Below are 17187 nucleotides of genomic sequence, written 5' to 3'. Positions count from 1 at the left end.
TGAAAAGGAGCGCCGAAGCGCTCCTGCATGTACGACTTACTGGATGTTGTCGCGGATGCCGAGCTTCGCGATGAGCTCACGGTACTCGACGATGTCGTTCTTCTTGATGTAGGAAAGAAGACGACGACGGCGACCAACGATCATGAGCAGGCCGCGGCGGGTGTGGAAGTCCTTCGGGTGGGACTTCATGTGCTCGGTGAGCTCGCGGATGCGCTCGGTCGCGATGGCAACCTGAACCTTGGGATTGCCGGTGTCCTGCGCGTTCTTGCCGAACTCGGCGGTGAGCTCCGCCTTGCGCTCCTTGGAGATGGTCATCTCTTCACCTTTCTTCCGGGCGGATCGCTCCGCCGCACATTCGCCTCGTGCTGGGTGGACGCCGGTGGAGCGCACCACTAAGCTCGAGGTACCAACGGGCGATATACTACCACATCGCATGCCGGGGCGCCGCTACGCCTTTTGGCGGCATCACGGTATGCGCACAGTCTGCCATACCGCGCCCAGGCTACCCCTCATTCAAGACCGCTTTCCCAACGAAGGGCGAATCGGATTCGCTCGCCATACCCTATCGCCCGGCAGAACTCTACACGCCGAGAAGGAACTCGAGCGCTCGCAGCCGACAGTCAAGATGCGTCGCTGCCCATATATGAGCGAACGCAAGGAGCAGAGCGGCCGTAGGGGCATCGCACGGCGCCGCCGCGAGCTCATCGAAACGAAGCGAGATGAGCGATTGCAGCCACCCCACCGTAACGGCATCGAGCTCCTCCGCGCCGGGCACGTTACGGGCGCAGGAAGCGCACAGGAGGCCGCCAGCGGTTGCAGAGAAATACGTTACCGCCGGGTCGCCGCATGCCACGCAGGCAGACCAATCTGGACGATAACCCAAATGGGAAAGGAGCTTAAACACGTACGCTGCAACGATGAGATCGAGATGAGCACCATCGAGCACACCGCACGAGCCTCCGAGCACCTGTTCCGCGCGAAGGGTGATCTGGTAGACGAACGGGTCCTCGGCGTCTTCGAAGCAGCACGCCTTCGCGACATCGGCAAGCGCGCTTGCCGCCGAGAGAAGCTCGTAGCTTGGCGCGGCACCGAGCGTCGCCTCGACGAGCGTCGCCTCAGCGACGACGTCGAGCGACCTGCCGTGGGCGAGCAGCAAGTCGACCTTGCAGCCAAGCTCGCAGCGCGCCGCCAACCGACTTCCCGGCTTTCGCGCGCCCTTGCCCACGGCGCGCAGCTGGCGCCCGTTCTCGGCAAGAAGCGTGAAGATAAGATCCGTCTCGCGCAGCTTCGTCTTATCGAGCACGATTGCCAAAGTCCGATATGTCCTGCCGCCCGCCACGCGCACTCAGCTCCAGCCGCTTGCTTCGTCGCTATTCATCGGCGGCGTAACCGAGCCGGCGAATCTCGCGGGCATCCTCGCGCCAATTCGGCTTGACGCGCACCTCGAGCTCAAGGAAGACCTTGCAGCCGAAGATTCGCTCAAGATCGCGGCGGGCATCGATTCCGACATGTTTGAGCATCTCGCCCTTCTTGCCGATGATGATGCCCTTCTGCCCCTCCCGCTCGACGTAGATGACCGCATGAACATGGAGCACGCCGCGGCGCCGCTCCATGGAATCGCAGATGACGCCCACGGAATGCGGCACCTCTTCGCGCGTGCGCGTCAAGAGCTTCTCGCGCACGAACTCAGCGACGATCGTATCGTCCGAAGCATCGGTAGACATGGTATCGGGGAACCATTTGGGGCCCTCGGGAAGATAGCTCGCGACCAAGTCGATGAAGGAGTCGACGTTGAACCGTTCGGTAGCGGAAAGCACGATCACGTCGTCGAACTCGCAGAGCTCGCAAGCCGCAGAGATCTGCTCGAGCACGCGCTCAGGCGAGGCGAGGTCGGCTTTGGTGAGTACGAGGATGCGCTTCGCAGGGCTCTTGGCAACGCGCTCCGCAACCCATGCGTCGCCGCGGCCGATGGGCTGCGACGCGTCGATGAGGAAGCACAGCACATCAACGTCTCCGAGCTCCGCGAGCGCGCTTTTATTGAGCTCGCTTCCCAGGGAGTCATGCGGCTTATGGAGGCCCGGGGTATCGACGAAGACGATCTGGACCCCCTCGCGGCGCACCACCCCGCGCATACGGCGCCGCGTAGTCTGGGCAACCGGCGAGGTGATGGCCATCTTCGTGCCCATGCAGGCATTCATAAGGGTCGACTTGCCGGCGTTCGGGCGGCCTACCAGCGCAACAAAGCCGCTGCGGAAACCATCCTCGCCGGCAAAACCGTCGGGCTCGCTGCCAAGGTCGCTTACCATCGCATCGAGCTCGTCGTCGGTCATCCCCTCGAACGGGTCGAATTCATCCATATCCACACTTCCATTCTCACATTAGTCATAGCCGAACGAGCCTGCGCAACCGCCGCTGCAAGCCCGCCCATCCTTACAGCATACCGAGAGCGCGGGCGAAAACGATGATCCCCACCACCGCCGCCGTGATGGAAAGCGTGAAGACGCTCGCCGCCGCGATGTCCTTAGCACGTTTAGCGAGCGGATGAAGGTCCTGCGTGGCAAGGTCGACGATCGCCTCAATCGAGGTATTCACCAGCTCGGCAAAAAGCACCAGCCCGATACAGAGCAGCACCAGCACCCACGAGAGCGCGTCGATCCTGAGCACCACGCCAGCGACGATGGCAAGCACGCCAACGAGAAGCTGGACCTTGATGTTACGCTCCGTTGCCACCGCGGTACGAAAGCCCTCGATGGCATAGCCGAAGGAGCGAATAAACGTTGGGTGTTCGCGATTGCTACCAGGTATCACGTCAACCTCCCGTATCAGTCGTACTCATGGCGCGTCACCGGGCCGATGCGAACACCGGCGGGGTCGTCGCCCCTCAGAACGGCGAGCTCGCGCAAAATGGCGAGTTCCCGCCCTTCCATCTCGGCCGCATCATCCTCGTTCATATGGTCATACCCCACAAGGTGAAGCAGCCCGTGCACCAGCATGAGCCGGCACTCCTCAACGGGCGTATTGCCGAAATCCGCAGCCTGCGCGGCAATGACCTCGGGACAAAGGATGACGTCCCCCAGCTCGAGGGGATCTTGATCCCTCGCGCCATCGAGCCCGTCGCATTCGAATGAGAGAACGTCCGTGGGGGCATCGATGCCGCGCCAGGAAGCGTTGAGCGAGCGCATTTCCGCGGAACGAACGAAGGAGATGGAAACCTCCACGTCACTCGAGGGGTCTGCGCCCTCCGCCTTGAGCATGCATGCGACGGCCTGCTCCATCTCCTCTGCCTGCAGCAGGGTATCCAAGCCGTCATCGTTAGAGATCAAAACCCTCATTTCCGGCCCTCCCGGGTGCGCGCGGCGCGATGCCGCCCGTCCTCACCCTGCTCATATGCATCGTAGGCCTCCACGATGCGCCCCACCAGGGCATGGCGCACCACGTCGCTGCGATCGAGATGGATGAATGCTATATCGTCCACGTCGCTGAGAATCCGTTCGATGTCGGAAAGACCACCCCGGCGGCCCATGAGGTCGCGCTGGGTCATATCGCCCGTGATGATGAACTTGGAGTTGAATCCCAAGCGCGTGAGGAACATCTTCATCTGCTCGGGAGTGGTGTTCTGAGCCTCATCAAGTACGACGAACGCATCGTTGAGGGTGCGCCCGCGCATATAGGCGAGCGGTGCGATCTCGATGATGCCCTGCTCGATGAGCTCGCCACCCCGCTCCATATCCGTCATATCGAAGAGCGCATCGAAAAGCGGCCTCACGTAGGGATCGATCTTCTCCTGAAGGGTTCCGGGCAGAAAACCCAGGCTCTCCCCTGCCTCGACCACAGGGCGCGTAAGCACGATGCGCCCCACCTCATGCCGTTTGAGAGCGGCCACGGCCATCGCCATGGCAAGATAGGTCTTTCCCGTTCCCGCAGGACCCAAGCAGAACGTCACGGTGTTGCGACGGATGGCATCGATATAGCGCTTCTGCCCCACCGTCTTGGGCCGGATGGCCTTGCCACGATACGTAAGGAGAATGTCGTCACGGAATCCGGAGAGATCCATGACGCTTTCGCGAAGCGTCTGCATGGCGCGCTCGACCTCGGTCACGGAAGGAGTGTCCCCCGCGCGGGCCTCTTTGATGAGAAAGGTGAAGAGGCGCGTGAGCAACTCCACCTCCTCGGCCGATCCGGAAAGCGAGATCTGCCTGCCACGCACCACGACACGAGCGCCCGTCCGCTCCTCGATGGCCCGAAGGACGGCGTCGCCCCCGCCCATGATGCTGACGGGATCGACCTCATCGGGAATACTGAGCTTGACGCTTGCGGTATCCATCAATCCCCTTTCGATGCAACGGGAACGTTATCGAGTACGGACCGCCGGACGAACTCCGCTTTCACGAGCCCCGACGCGTTCACATCCATGATAGCAACGTCGACGAGCGCGGGGGCCTCGATGCCCTCACGGTCAAGCCCGTCTACCTCGACGCGGTGGAACGAGGCGAGGGTGCCGCGCCTGCCCTGCTCGATAACCGCACGTTCGCAGGTGCCGCACCTGCCCTGGGCGTCAATTCGCGCCATGCGCTCGGCAAGCTCGCGCATGCGCTGGGAGCGCTCCGCCATGAGCTCGGGCGGCACCTGGTCGGGCATCGTTGCCGCCGGCGTGCCGGGACGGGCGCTGTACCGGAACACGTGCATGCGCGAGAACCCCACGCGCTCGCAAAGTCCGAGTGAAGCCTCGAACTCCTCTTCGGTCTCGCCTGGAAAGCCGACGATGATATCGCAGGAAAGAGCGACGGAGGGAACCCTTCGGCGAATGCGATCACAGAGGTCCTCGAACTCCTCGGCGCGATACGGCCGCCCCATGCGCTCGAGCGTAGCGGTGCAACCAGATTGGACGGGAAGGTGCAGAAATGGAGCAATGCGCCCTTGGGACTCCGCGATGCGGTCGATGAGCCGGTCAGACACGTCCATGGGCTCAATAGACGAAAGGCGAATCTGCGGAATCGAAGTCTCGCGCAGAATGATACCGAGAAGCTCGTCGATCTCGACATGCTCGTCGTTCGCACTCGAGCCATCATAGGCACCAAGATTGACACCGGTGAGCACCACCTCGGGAAGCCCCGCTTCCTCGACGTCGCGCACCTGTTCGAGCACAGCGTCGACAGGCACGGAACGCTCGGGGCCGCGCGCCTTCCACACAATGCAGTACGTGCAGCGGTTGTTGCAACCGTCCTGGACCTTTACGCCCACGCGCGCCTGCCTGAACGCAAGCTCAGATGGCTCACAATCGCCCCGTGCGCTCTCCTCAAGCCCGAGGAGCTTGAGGGCGCGCGAGACGACCTCGATCTTAGAGGGAACGACCGCGACCCGATCGGAGAGGTCTCGAAGCGCCTCTGGATGCAGCGACGCGGCGCAACCGGTAGCCACCACGAGCGGCTCGCGGGCACGCCCCAGGGCATGGCGGACCGCCTTGCGGGTCTTCGCCTCGGCCTCCCCCGTCACCGCGCAGGTGTTGATAACGATAAGCTCGGCATCGTCTGGATCGACGAGCGCGAAGCCTGCTTGCGCAAGATCGCGCTCCATGCGATCGGATTCAACTCGATTGACCCGGCACCCCAGGTTGATGACGGATACGAACGGATTGGCCACAGCGCTCCTTACGCGTCAGGGGCTTACTGGTCAAGGATATCGTCGATGGCGTCACGAATGCGGTCGCCCATCGAGCGGCGCGCGGTGTAGCTCTCGCCCATCGCATCGGCGTATTTCTCCAGATGCGACCGAGCCTCACCAGAAAGCTTCCGCGGAACGAGGATGCGCACCTGGCCGATCGCGCGCCCGCGCGAACCGCCGCCGCCCACGCGGGGCATGCCGAACTCGGCGACCTCGACGGTATCGCCGTACTGGGTGCCAGCAGGAACCTCGAACGTGATGGTCTCGTCGGGCATGATGCCGGGAACCTCGACAGTGCAGCCGAGCGCAGCCTGAGCGATGGAGACGTCGATCGCGCAGACGAGGTCGTCGCCGGAGCGTTGGAAGCGCTCGTGTTCAGCAACAGCGACGCTTACGAGCAGGTCGCCGGATGCCTCGCCGCGGAACCCCGCCTCGCCATAGCCGCGCACGCGCAGCTGCTGCCCTGAAGAAACGCCGGCGGGAACGTTGATTTCGACCCTCTCGTGATTTGGCGTGCGACCCTGGCCTCCGCACATGTCGCAAGGATGGTCGATGACCGTTCCCTCGCCATGGCAATCCGGGCAAGGTGAAGACGATTGCATCTGGCCGAAGATGGAACGCTGCACGGTAGTCACATAGCCAGTGCCATGGCAGCGCGGGCAGGTCGTCTCCTGAGCGCCGTCGGCAAGCCCGGAGCCCTGACAATCCTCGCAGGGGGCCAAGCGATCATACGTGACCGTCTTGGTGCATCCGAGAGCGGCCTCCTCAAGCGAGATGGTGAGCGAGATGGCCATGTCGCGGCCGCGCCGGCGAGCGGTGCGCCCGCCACGCCCCGACCGACCGCCTCCGCCGAAGAACGAGGAGAAGATATCGTCCATGCCCATGCCGCCGAAGATATCGCTGAAATCGACGTACCCGGAACCGCCGGGGCCATCGGGCGTTCCAAAGCGGTCGTAATTCGCACGCTTCTGTTCATCGGAAAGAACCGAATAGGCCTCGTTGACCTCTTTGAACTTCTGCTCGGCATCCGGGTCGTCGGAAACATCCGGATGCACCTCGCGCGCCTTCTTCAGAAACGCGCGCTTGATCGTGCGCTGGTCGGCGTCACGATCGACGCCCAGAATCTCGTAATAATCTTTAGAGCTCGGCACTGTTGGAACCTTCCCCCATCTCATCCATCAGCACAGGTTTGGCTTGACCAGACCTCATGGTACCCCACGTCTCCGCAGGCTAAACGCGCTACGGGCGCACGCGCACTACCAGAAATACATCGGTCGGTAATAGAGCCCCGAGGTGCAGCTCACGAACCAAAGGATGATGACCACATAGAACAACGCGTTCAAGAAACCGTTGAGAAATGCCTTGAAGCCGCGCTTAAGCCATACCATCGACCGATGGCTGGGGACCTCGCGCAAAACCTGAACCAGACCGAAGACGAACGGAATGAGGCAGATGAGCGCGAAGAGCGTCATCGCGCCCCCCAGCGCGACGAGAAGAAGGAACGGCGCCGCCATGCCCATGATGTTGAAACCCCGCTGCGCCCTGCCGTCGAGTCGCTCTGCAGCGACGCGCGCACGGCCCACCAGATCGCCCGCCGCAGCCCCGTTGGTGCCCGCATGGCCCATGCCGCGCACCCGCACGGTGTCGCCGTCGTGCATCCCAGCGGGAAACTCGATCACGGCCTCCGACATCACCTTGGTGCGACCGGAGCCTCCGCAATCGGGGCAGGGATCGTTGATGACCTTGCCCGAGCCGTTGCACTCAGGGCAGACCATCTGGAACACGCCGCCGCCGAAGAGGAACGACATGTCGACACCCATGGCGCCCGTACCTCCGCAGCTCGGGCAGACATGCGCATGGTCCGAGGAAACCGAGCCGGAACCATGGCAGTGGCCGCAGGGCTCGTACCGGCGGTACTTGACGCCCTTGCGCACGCCGTTTTTGACCTGATCGGGCGTGAGGTCGACATCGACCACCACATCCGCGCCCTCCTCGGGGTTGAAAGCTTGCGCGCCCTGATGCGAGCCGCGACGAGGCTCCGACCACATGCCGCCGAACGGGAAGCCGCCGAAGCCCCCGTAGTACCCACCGCGACCCGAGGCACCGCCCGCATACGGGCTCGACGCCTGCCCGCCTCCATAGGCGGCATAAGGGTTGCCGGAACGCATGGCATCGTAACGCGCGCGTTTCTGCTCGTCGGAGAGCACCGCATAGGCCTCGGAAACCTCTTTGAACTTCTCCTCGGCGTCAGGCGCCTTGTTGACATCGGGGTGGAGCTTGCGCGCCTTCTGCTGGAACGCCTTCTGGATCTCTCGCTTGTCCGCGTCCTTGGAGACCCCGAGGATCGCGTAGTAGTCTTTTTCGTTCATGCTTGCCATGTGGCGGAAACCCTCTCTGCGGCCGCGCGTCGTTATAACGTGCGTAATTGTACCCAAAACACCTCGTCATGGCGCAATGGTAAAGAGGTGTGGAATTCGCGTGGGGCGGCTGCCGCGGTGCGCCGGTTAAGCTTCGGCGAGGCCCCACATGAGCCCGTAAAGCTCATTCCCCATGAGCCATCCGCGAGCGGTGGGCACGAGCGCGCCCGCTGCGGAGTCGATGCACGCAAGGCCCTCGGCAAGCGCCATCTCGACTACCTGATCGAAGCGCGCACCAAAAAGGTCTTGAGCTCGACCGATGAGCTCCGGCGGCGCGCCTGCGGTCATGCGCATGGCGAGCATGAGGTCCTCAGCGAGGGCCTCTCGCTCGCTCAGAAATTCAAACTCGAAGGTATGGGCCCGGCCATCGGCTTGCACGAAGCGCGCCCGGGCATCGCCTTGGCTGGGCGACGCCCCGGGAATGAGCGATGCCATATCGCAAAGTTCCCCGGCGCCCATCATGCTCGCCGCCGAGCGGCCAAGGCCCAGATAGCTCACGCCGCTCCAATACGCGATGTTATGGCGGCATGCATGCCCCGGCCGCGCGTAGCTCGCCACCTCGTAGGGAGCAAGCCCCGCCCCTTCGCAAAGGGACCGCGCGACCTCCATGCAATCGGCCTGGAAATCCTCGTCCGGAAGAAGCGAGGGATTGCGCGCGACGCGATTGGCAAGCGGCGTACCCGCTTCGACCGTGAGCGGGTAGACCGAGATGTGATCAGGATGGGCCGCGAGCGCCCGCTCGAGCGTACGGCGCCAGCTAGCCGCATGTTGCCCTGGAAGGCCGCACATGAGGTCGCACGATACGGAAAACCCCTCGCGTCGCGCAAGCTCGATAGCCTCGAGCGCCACCGTTGCCGTATGGATGCGCCCGATGGCGGAAAGCTCGTCATCCTCAAGGCTCTGCACGCCGAGGGAGATGCGCGTCACACCGGAAGTGGCAAGGCTCCCAGCAAGCTCCTCATGAAACGACTCGGGATTCGCCTCGCAGGTGAACTCCTCGGGCGCGCACCAGGCGCGCACGCGGCGGACGAGCCCGGGCAGGCGCTCCCCGAGCACGGTAGGCGTGCCCCCGCCGATATAGACCGTGCGCACCGAAGCGAGCATGCCGCGGGCGCCGAACTCGTCGATGCGACGCTCGAGCGCCGCAAGATAGCGGGTGGCCTCGAGCTTGAGGGCGGCGGGATCGAGAGCACACGTATCGAAGTCACAGTATGCGCAACGCGCGCGACAAAACGGGATATGCAGATACAGGGCCTCGACTGCCATCACGAGGCCTCGCTAGAGAGCCCATGGGGCCGAGCGGTCATGGCAGCTTCCAAAGGAACAACGTCCGCTTCGATCTCGTCGACCAGCAGGCAGAAGTCCTCATAGGAGTCGCACTTCACCACGCGCCCACGCCATGCGGCAGCATGGGGCATGCCCTTGAGATACCAACTCGCGTACGTTCGCGCCCGCGCCATCGCACGCGGGACGAGCCTATACGTCAAGCTCAAGTGCTCCCGCAGGGCGTGGAGGCGCTCGCGATAGGGGCGCTGCGGAACCGGCTTGCCCTCGCAAGCCAGGGCAAGCGCGTCTCCGAATATCCATGGGTTGCCATAGGAGCCGCGCGCGATGAACACGCCCTCCGCAGCGGTCTCCCGCAGCATGCGCACGGCATCATCGGCGCAGAACACGTCGCCGGAACCGATCACGGGGATGGACACGGCACGTGCGACCTCGTCTATGATCGACCAATCTGCCGCACCCGTGTAGAGCTGCTTAGCGCTCCTGCCATGCACCGCCACCGCAGCGGCGCCCGCGTCCTCGAGCATCTCGGCGAAAGCGGGCGCCACGCGGTCCCCGGTGTGAAACCCGATGCGAATCTTCGCGGTAACGGGAACATGCGCGCGTGAAACCGCCGCTTTCATGATCGCCGAGGCGAGCAGCGGGTCATCCATGAGCGCAGAGCCCTCCCCCTTGGTTATGACCTTGCGGGCGGGACACGCCATGTTGATATCGATGAGCGCGAGCTTCTCGCCCACGCGCTCCTCGACCGCCTCCACCGCTAACGCGAACTGCTCGGGCTTGCTCCCAAAAAGCTGCACGGCGATACTCGGCTCCTCATCGGCGGGAAGCACGAGTTCCCAGGTCCGCTCGCTCGCATACGCAAGGCCCGCTACGCTCACCATCTCGCTGTATGCGAGGGGTGCACCGTGACGCCGCATCTGTATGCGGTATGCAGCATCCGTCACGCCGGCCATAGGCGCCATCAAGAAGGGGCGCTCAGCCAAGAGAGCGCGAATAACATCGGGGTTGGACATCGGTCTCACCTTCACAAGAAGATAGCTGCAGGGCCATCTTGGGTCATTTTGGGTCATTTTGGGACGTGTTTAAAACGCCCCAATCGATCATTTTGGGACGGGCTTCGTAACGCAGTACCGCGAGCGCACCGTCGGACACATCCTAGAATGGCCCAAATGAGGCGTTTTAAACACGTCCCAAAATGACCAAAATGACTCACAACCTAGTCTTCGACCTTGAGGATGGCGAGGAACGCTTCCTGGGGGACCTCGACCGAGCCGATAGCCTTCATGCGCTTCTTGCCCTCCTTCTGCTTCTCCAGGAGTTTTCGCTTGCGCGAGATATCGCCGCCGTAGCATTTAGCGAGCACGTCCTTGCGGCGCGCCTTCACCGTAGACCGAGCGATGATCTTGTTGCCAATCGCACCCTGGATGGGAACCTCGAAGAGCTGACGGGGAATGATCTCCTTGAGCTTGTCGCAGAGCCCGCGCGCAAGGCCATAGGCCTTGTCCTTGTGAACGATGAAGCTGAGGGCATCCACCTCATCGCCCGAAAGGAGGATGTCGAGTTTCACGAGCTCTGAGGGACGGTAGTCCGCAAACTCGTAATCGAGACTCGCGTAGCCCTTGGTGCGGCTCTTGAGCTGGTCGAAGAAGTCCAAGATGAGCTCAGCAAGCGGAATATCGAAGCGCATCTCGACCGACTTCTGCGAGAGGTGGATCATGTCGGTCATGATGCCGCGATGCTCGATGGAGAGCTGCATGACAGCACCGGTGTATTCGGGTGGCACGATAACCTTGGCCTTGAGATACGGCTCCTCGATATGGTCGATGCGCGTCACGTCGGGCAGGTCCTGGGGGCTGCGCACCTCGAGCATGGTGCCGTCGGTCTTATAGACGTGGTAGTCCACGGATGGCGAGGTCGCGATGAGGTCGAGGTCGAACTCGCGCTCCAAGCGCTCCTTCACGACCTCCATGTGCAGCAAGCCCAGGAAACCGACACGGAATCCAAAACCGAGCGCTACAGAGGTCTCGGGGCTCCAGGTGAGCGAGGGGTCGTTGACATGGAGCTTCTCGAGCGCGTCGCGCAGGTTTTCGTAATCCTTGTTGTCGATGGGGAAGATTCCCGTGTACACCATGGGCTTGGCCTCGCGATAGCCAGGGAGCGGCTCGGCCGTGGGGCGAAGCGCGCCCGTGAGGGTATCGCCCACGCGCACCGCCTCCGGATCTTTAAGGCCCGTCACCACGAAACCGACCTCGCCCACGGAGAGCTCGCCTACAAGCGTCTCGGCCGGGCGCTTCACACCTACGCCGTCAACGAGGAACGCATGCCCCGCCTGCATCATCTGAAGCTGGTCGCCCTTCTTGATGCCTCCATCGAAGACGCGCACCGTAGCAACGACGCCACGGTACTCGTCGAAGTACGAATCCAAGATGAGCGCTTTGAGCGGAGCCGACGGGTCACCGTGAGGGGGCGAGATCAAAAAGACGATCGCTTCGAGCAGGTCATGGATGCCCTCGCCCGTCTTGCCGGAAACGCACACCGCATCGTCGGCGGGGATGGCAAGCTCATCCTCGATCTCGAGCTTGACCTCATCCGGATGCGCAGACGGTAGGTCGATCTTGTTGATGGCGGGGACGATATCGAGGTCAGCGTTCATGGCAAGGTTCGCGTTTGAGACGGTCTGCGCCTCGACGCCCTGCGTCGCATCGACGACGAGCACGGCACCTTCGCAGGCGGCAAGCGAACGCGAAACCTCGTAGGTGAAGTCAACGTGGCCCGGCGTGTCGATGAGGTTAAACTGATAGGTCTCCCCATCGTCTGCCGTGTACATAACGCGGACGGCATTCGACTTGATGGTGATGCCGCGCTCTCGCTCGATATCCATGGTGTCGAGCAGCTGAGCCTCCATATCGCGTTCCTCGACGGTGTTCGTGAGCTCGAGGATGCGGTCCGATATGGTGGACTTGCCGTGGTCGATGTGCGCAACGATGGAGAAGTTGCGGATGTGAGAGGTATCTGTCGTATTCATGAGCGTCATTGTACTGGATTTGCCTGCATCATGGCACGACATTGCCAGCCGCTCCACCCTTTCCCCAGCGATACACCCGCAAAGAAAAAGCCCGCTACGAGAGCGGGCTTTACAAGCAATGGTGTGAAGATGCTCTAGTTGAGCGTGTTCACGAGCTTCTGGACACCGGACTTGCGGTTCGAAGCCTGGTTCTTGTGGATGATGCCCTTGGCAGCAGCCTGATCGAGGCGCTTGTAGGCGCGGGACGCAGCAGCCTTGGCGGCGTCGGCATCGCCCTGCTCGACGGCCTCGTGAACGTGCTTAACGAGCGTCTTGAGCTCAGAGCGCACAGCGCGGTTGCGCATACGGGCCTTCTCGGCGGTGCGGATACGCTTCTTCTGCGATTTGATGTTAGCCACTTTGCAGAGTTCCTTTCGAGTTCCTAGTTCTAAAGTATCGCCATATGATCAGGCCTCTGAGACACGATTGAGGTCACGAAGACGCAGTTTACCACGAAGGCACAGGTAAGTGAAGTGTTGAAGCTGTGAAAATACCATGTGGAGCACCCTATGCTGCATGGCGCGCTACCGATGCGACGGCTTGGAGGCGATCCGAGCGATCCACGCCGTAAACGCGACAACGGAATCACGCGACCCTTTAAGAGCTGTCTCGACGTCTTCCGCGGCACGAAGGGCATCGACAAGCTCCTGCATCGAGAACCCCCGAGCCCACGATATATGGTGCTTGACCTGCCAGTCCTTTACTCCGAGCGTCTGTGCGAGCTGGCGGCCCTGGCCACGTGCATCGAGCGCCTTGGCGGTGATGAGCTCGCGTAGGCGCGTGAGCATGAGCGAAAACAGGCGGACCTCGCTTCGAGGCGGCAAAAGCCGATACAGCTCAAGGGCGCGCACAGGGTTGCGAGCACTCACCGCATCGAGAAAGTCCCATGGCTTTACCTCGGCAGTACGCACCACGAATTGCTCAACATCCTCGCGTTCGATCTCGGGCTCCTCGACCATCGATGCGAGCTTCCGCAACTCGTTGTCAAGCATGCGCGTCGATTCGCCAACACGAGATACGAGCTCCTCTGCCGCCGCTAGCGATATGGTCTTGCCGTGCCGGCGCGCCATCCCCTGCACCTGCTTGGGCAACTCCCAGCGCTTCTTGCTCGAGCAATCAATCACCGCCTTTGCCCCGAGCTTCGCAATCGCCTTATAGAGCCGCGTGTTCTTCGCAAGAGAGGCTGCGATCACCAGGCAGACGGTATCGGTTGAGGGATTCGCGAAATATGAGACGAGCGCCTCGCTCGTAGCCTTGGGCAGCCGGTCGCATCCGTCGAGCACGACGAGGCGGAAATCGGCTCCCATCGGCAAGGTGTTGAGCGATGCAAGCACCTCATCGGGATCCTGCTCCTTCGTCATGTCCCTACGGTCGAAATTGAAGTCGGCCATACCGCTCGCCTCAAGGCGCTTCCTCAGGCGGGCGACAGCGGTATCGCGCTTGACCTCGTCGGGCCCAACGATAAGATAGCCAGGCAGCAGCGTTGCTTCCGGCATAGAAACCTCCATGAGAGACGTCTGAACCATCCACTCCTGTATCGATGCCAGTATTCTAACCGCTTTCGCCGCATTCCCCACTTTTAATGGCTGAACGCATCGTCACCGCTCGGTGCTCACGCTGAAGCCGCCCCGGGCAGGGCGGATGGTCACATCGCCCACATCGATGGTGCAAAGGAATCGCGCCCCGGAGGCCTCCACGGTATCGATGCACTCCTTGGTAGGATGCCCATAGCTATTGCCCTCCCCGGCGCTCGCGATCGCAAGCTCAGGTCGCATTTGCGCCATCAGCGCTGCGTCAACGGAGGCAGCAGACCCGTGATGTCCCAACTTGAGGACATCGATATCCCCCACGCGCCCGGCATAGCGTTCTTCCTGCGCAATCTCGGTATCCCCCGCGAGCAACATGTCGAGCGCGCAACCACCGGAATCGTACCTCACGGCGAGCGCAACGGAATCTTCGTTATCTGAACCCTCCACAGGGCCCTCGGGCCAGACCATGGTGCAGGCAAAGCCTCCGACTGAGAGCGCGTCGCCTTCACTCAGCTCGTCGACTTCAGGCATATCGAGGGCGACAAGCTCTTCTGGCATAGCGTCGAGCGCTCCTTCTGCCACGACGACGCGGGAGACGGAGACGCTTGCGAGCACGTCTTCCAAACCGCCGTAATGATCGAGATCCCAATGGGTGATAACGACGGCATCGAGCTGGAACACGCTGTTGCGTGCCAGCGCATCTGCAACCTCGCTGTCAACGCCGGCATCGACGAGTATAGCCGCCGACCCTTCGCGCACCAAAATGGCATCGGCCTGCCCCACATCGAGCACCGTCACCGATGCGGGCGCGAAAAGGGTCCAGCGAACCAAGTGCATCGCAAGCGCGCCCGGTATTGCCGCGCATACGACGGCTACCTGCCATCGGCTTGCATCCAACCATGCCGCGTATACCACGCACGCTGCGAGGTAGGGCAGCGCCGTAGCAGGCGAAGCAGCCATAGCGATCGATGCGTAGGGAAAACCAGCGAGCGCTTGCGCCCCGAACACTGATATCGAGGCGAGCGCACCGGCGGGAGCGAGCAGAACATCAGCGAGCGGTCCTACTATCGCTGCGAGGGGAACCGACACGAGCCCCACAACAAGCAGCGCGCTCATAACGGGACCCAGCACGAGGTTCGCGAGAGGAGCCACGATCGAGCACGTGCCAAAGATCGGAATCGTGATGGGAAGCGTCCCCCATTGGGCGCACAGAGTAAGCGACAGCGGCTCGGCAATCGGCCGCGGCATGCCAAGACGGATGAGCAGATACGAGAGATATCGATAGAACAGCTGGATGAAAAGAACGCTCACCGCCGAGAGCTGGAATCCAACATCGAACACAACCCCGGCGTCGCGCGCAACGAGCGCCATCGTCGTCAAGGCAAGAGCCGAGATGCCGTGCCCGCGGCGTTTGCCCCATGATGCGACGAGGGTGAGCCCCACCATGATGAGCGAGCGAACGGCGGACGCAGATCCGCCGGTCAATATAACGTAGGAACTCATGAGCAGCACGAGGAGCAGATAGCGCGTTCGCAAGCGCGCGCCAACGAACGCAAGGAAAACCTGTGCAAGCGATGTGACCAGCGCAAGATGACTGCCAGACACGGCGACAAGATGAGAGGTTCCGGTTCGCGCAAACGCCTCTGAAGCGCTCGCTTGATCTAGCTCCGTCGTTCGCCCGCACACGATTCCCGCGACGAGAGCGCGGGCCTGACTCGCATCGGGCTGTATGACATCGAGCATGCGCGCACGCAGCGCCTCGATAGGGCCGATTGCGCGCGGCTCTGAATCGACGATTCGAACTGCAGAGACCCGGGCAACCTCCCCTGCCATGTACCGGCTCCTCCCCCAAGCAGAATCGGGGAGACTGCTCACCCTCCCTACGAGACGGAGACGCGTTCCATTCTCATAGGCGCTATCGGCATCGAGTCGCACGCGCCCCAGCACCGCCCCTTCAGCACTCATCACGCGCGCTGTATGCTGGACACCGTAAGAAGAAATAGACGGATCGCCCTCTATCTCAAAGACGCACGCGCTGGCAACGATGTTCTCTATACGCTCATGGGCGCTCGTGCGCCACATCGTTCCCAGCGTCGCAGACGCCGCGCCGAGCACGATCCCGATGCCGAGCCACCTTGCCCATCGCCGCATCCTTTCACTCCAAAACCGCCTCACGAAGATGCATAGGATGCCCACCGCACATGAAACCGCAAGCACAGCGAACGCGATTTGGCCCGGCGCCCCGGAGTCAGAGGCGATATACGAGCGCCAACCGAACTCGAGACCCAGCGCGGCCGCAACCAGAGCGCCCGCCGCCCCCGCCGCCGCAGGAGGAAGGTACGGCCTTGGAGGAAACTCCGGAGCATCCGATGTTGCAAAGGCGCGCCTCATATGCAAATGAGGGACGAGAGCTTCTCGAACTTCTTCTCGCCGATACCGCTCACGCGCATAAGGTCCTCCGGTGAGGTGAAGGGCCCGTTCTCCGTCCGATCATCGATGATCGCTTGAGCAGTGGCCGGCCCGATGCCAGGGAGCCCGTCCAGTTCCTCGAGCGTCGCAGCGTTGATATTGACGAGAGCATTCGAAGAGGCACCCGCCTGGCTACCGTTCGCTGCCGCCGAAGCCGTCGAACCATCTCCCGAGGAGGATCCGGCCGCTGCGGCCGAACCAGTGACGGGCACATATATCTTGGAGCCATCGGCTACCTCGGCTGCCTGGTTAAGCGAGGTGGTGTCGGCATCTGGGGAAAGGCCGCCAGCCGCAGCGATCGCGTCGGCGACACGGGCACCCTGTTCGAGCTCGTATACGCCAGGTGCCGTCACAGCCCCATCCACATCAACGATGACCATATCATCCGACTCGGCAGCGTCCGACTCGGTCTCCCCAGCAAGTTTGTCGCCAGAGGCTCCACCTGTCTTGCCGGAATCGACCGCCCTCTCGGCGCGTTGCAAGCGCTCGATCGTAAAGCTTTCTCCGCTCGCAAGGGTCGTCCCAGCTACCGCAAGACCTGCCACCGCTGCGACGAGCAATACGCAAAGCGCAGCGAAAGCGCCATAATGACGCATGGAGCGCAGGCGACGGGAAATCCGGACGAAAACGCTTTCACGTACCCGCTGTGCCATATCCACCACCTCATGGCACATCGTCCCACCTCCTGCCCCGGAGGTGCCAAGAAACCTACACTCCTCGCTTGCAAGCTGACAAATTGCCGTGCTCGTTCTAAACGCCC

16 protein-coding genes are annotated in these 17187 nt (G+C 62.4%); all 16 read right to left on the bottom strand.

Translation table 11 applies throughout. The features are described from left to right. Positions 1-36: 36 nt before the first annotated feature. The 16 genes from rpsO to HGEM_RS04735 all read right to left on the bottom strand — a co-directional run bounded on the left by rpsO (position 37) and on the right by HGEM_RS04735 (position 17080). Positions 37-315 (bottom strand): 30S ribosomal protein S15, encoded by a 279-nt coding sequence (rpsO, locus tag HGEM_RS04810; protein WP_019128280.1) that lies wholly within the window; start codon positions 313-315, stop codon positions 37-39. A 265-nt stretch (positions 316-580) separates the two neighbouring features. After that, positions 581-1339, bottom strand: coding sequence for a DNA repair protein RecO (recO, locus tag HGEM_RS04805; protein ID WP_035101331.1), 759 nt, complete (start codon positions 1337-1339; stop codon positions 581-583). A gap of 31 nt (positions 1340-1370) precedes the next feature. Beyond that, on the bottom strand, positions 1371-2357 hold the full coding sequence (gene era / locus HGEM_RS04800) for a GTPase Era (RefSeq protein ID WP_019128278.1): 987 nt from the start codon (positions 2355-2357) through the stop codon (positions 1371-1373). Between the two features lie 73 nt (positions 2358-2430). Further along, positions 2431-2808, bottom strand: coding sequence for a diacylglycerol kinase family protein (locus tag HGEM_RS04795; protein ID WP_019128277.1), 378 nt, complete (start codon positions 2806-2808; stop codon positions 2431-2433). 14 nt (positions 2809-2822) lie between these two features. Continuing rightward, complete coding sequence (gene ybeY, locus HGEM_RS04790) at positions 2823-3332, bottom strand: rRNA maturation RNase YbeY (protein WP_019128276.1); 510 nt, start codon at positions 3330-3332, stop codon at positions 2823-2825. Further along, positions 3329-4324, bottom strand: a complete 996-nt coding sequence (locus tag HGEM_RS04785) for a PhoH family protein (RefSeq protein WP_019128275.1) — start codon at positions 4322-4324, stop codon at positions 3329-3331. Before HGEM_RS04785 ends, ybeY begins: the two co-directional genes overlap by 4 nt. Next, complete coding sequence (locus HGEM_RS04780; RefSeq protein ID WP_019128274.1) at positions 4324-5640, bottom strand: MiaB/RimO family radical SAM methylthiotransferase; 1317 nt, start codon at positions 5638-5640, stop codon at positions 4324-4326. The genes HGEM_RS04785 and HGEM_RS04780 overlap by 1 nt, the downstream gene beginning before the upstream one ends. A 23-nt stretch (positions 5641-5663) precedes the next feature. Then, positions 5664-6812, bottom strand: a complete 1149-nt coding sequence (gene dnaJ / locus HGEM_RS04775; RefSeq protein ID WP_019128273.1) for a molecular chaperone DnaJ — start codon at positions 6810-6812, stop codon at positions 5664-5666. A gap of 105 nt (positions 6813-6917) precedes the next feature. Beyond that, positions 6918-8030: a DnaJ domain-containing protein gene (locus HGEM_RS04770; RefSeq protein WP_035101330.1), complete on the bottom strand. Its 1113-nt coding sequence runs from the start codon at positions 8028-8030 to the stop codon at positions 6918-6920. Positions 8031-8165: 135 nt separating this feature from the next. After that, positions 8166-9344, bottom strand: a complete 1179-nt coding sequence (gene hemW, locus HGEM_RS04765) for a radical SAM family heme chaperone HemW (protein ID WP_019128271.1) — start codon at positions 9342-9344, stop codon at positions 8166-8168. Further along, complete coding sequence (locus HGEM_RS04760; RefSeq protein ID WP_019128270.1) at positions 9344-10378, bottom strand: tRNA dihydrouridine synthase; 1035 nt, start codon at positions 10376-10378, stop codon at positions 9344-9346. Before HGEM_RS04760 ends, hemW begins: the two co-directional genes overlap by 1 nt. 203 nt (positions 10379-10581) lie before the next feature. Next, positions 10582-12390, bottom strand: coding sequence for a translation elongation factor 4 (gene lepA / locus HGEM_RS04755; protein WP_035101327.1), 1809 nt, complete (start codon positions 12388-12390; stop codon positions 10582-10584). Positions 12391-12524: 134 nt separating this feature from the next. Then, entirely contained in the window at positions 12525-12788 is a 264-nt protein-coding gene (rpsT, locus tag HGEM_RS04750) for a 30S ribosomal protein S20 (protein WP_019128268.1), read from the bottom strand. A 165-nt stretch (positions 12789-12953) separates the two neighbouring features. Next, positions 12954-13925, bottom strand: a complete 972-nt coding sequence (gene holA / locus HGEM_RS04745; RefSeq protein ID WP_035100698.1) for a DNA polymerase III subunit delta — start codon at positions 13923-13925, stop codon at positions 12954-12956. A 102-nt stretch (positions 13926-14027) separates the two neighbouring features. Then, positions 14028-16109, bottom strand: a complete 2082-nt coding sequence (locus tag HGEM_RS09720) for a DNA internalization-related competence protein ComEC/Rec2 (RefSeq protein ID WP_195891236.1) — start codon at positions 16107-16109, stop codon at positions 14028-14030. Positions 16110-16345: 236 nt separating this feature from the next. Next, the gene (locus HGEM_RS04735) at positions 16346-17080 is read right to left on the bottom strand and encodes a ComEA family DNA-binding protein (RefSeq protein ID WP_035101323.1); all 735 of its coding nucleotides are present in this window, start codon (positions 17078-17080) and stop codon (positions 16346-16348) included. Positions 17081-17187 lie beyond the last annotated feature (107 nt).

Source organism: Enorma massiliensis phI (assembly GCF_000311845.1).
Taxonomy (GTDB): domain Bacteria; phylum Actinomycetota; class Coriobacteriia; order Coriobacteriales; family Coriobacteriaceae; genus Enorma; species Enorma massiliensis.
This window is presented reverse-complemented; position numbering and strand designations above follow the sequence as displayed.

Excerpts from the sequence above, each read along its gene's own strand:
- rpsO (WP_019128280.1), bottom strand. The coding sequence starts at position 315 with ATGACCATCTCCAAGGAGCGCAAGGCGGAGCTCACCGCCGAGTTCGGC.
- era (WP_019128278.1), bottom strand. The coding sequence starts at position 2,357 with ATGGATGAATTCGACCCGTTCGAGGGGATGACCGACGACGAGCTCGAT.
- ybeY (WP_019128276.1), bottom strand. The coding sequence starts at position 3,332 with ATGAGGGTTTTGATCTCTAACGATGACGGCTTGGATACCCTGCTGCAG.
- HGEM_RS04785 (WP_019128275.1), bottom strand. The coding sequence starts at position 4,324 with ATGGATACCGCAAGCGTCAAGCTCAGTATTCCCGATGAGGTCGATCCC.
- HGEM_RS04770 (WP_035101330.1), bottom strand. The coding sequence starts at position 8,030 with ATGAACGAAAAAGACTACTACGCGATCCTCGGGGTCTCCAAGGACGCG.
- hemW (WP_019128271.1), bottom strand. The coding sequence starts at position 9,344 with ATGGCAGTCGAGGCCCTGTATCTGCATATCCCGTTTTGTCGCGCGCGT.
- HGEM_RS04760 (WP_019128270.1), bottom strand. The coding sequence starts at position 10,378 with ATGTCCAACCCCGATGTTATTCGCGCTCTCTTGGCTGAGCGCCCCTTC.
- lepA (WP_035101327.1), bottom strand. The coding sequence starts at position 12,390 with ATGAATACGACAGATACCTCTCACATCCGCAACTTCTCCATCGTTGCG.
- holA (WP_035100698.1), bottom strand. The coding sequence starts at position 13,925 with ATGCCGGAAGCAACGCTGCTGCCTGGCTATCTTATCGTTGGGCCCGAC.
- HGEM_RS09720 (WP_195891236.1), bottom strand. The coding sequence starts at position 16,109 with ATGCGGCGATGGGCAAGGTGGCTCGGCATCGGGATCGTGCTCGGCGCG.
- HGEM_RS04735 (WP_035101323.1), bottom strand. The coding sequence starts at position 17,080 with ATGGCACAGCGGGTACGTGAAAGCGTTTTCGTCCGGATTTCCCGTCGC.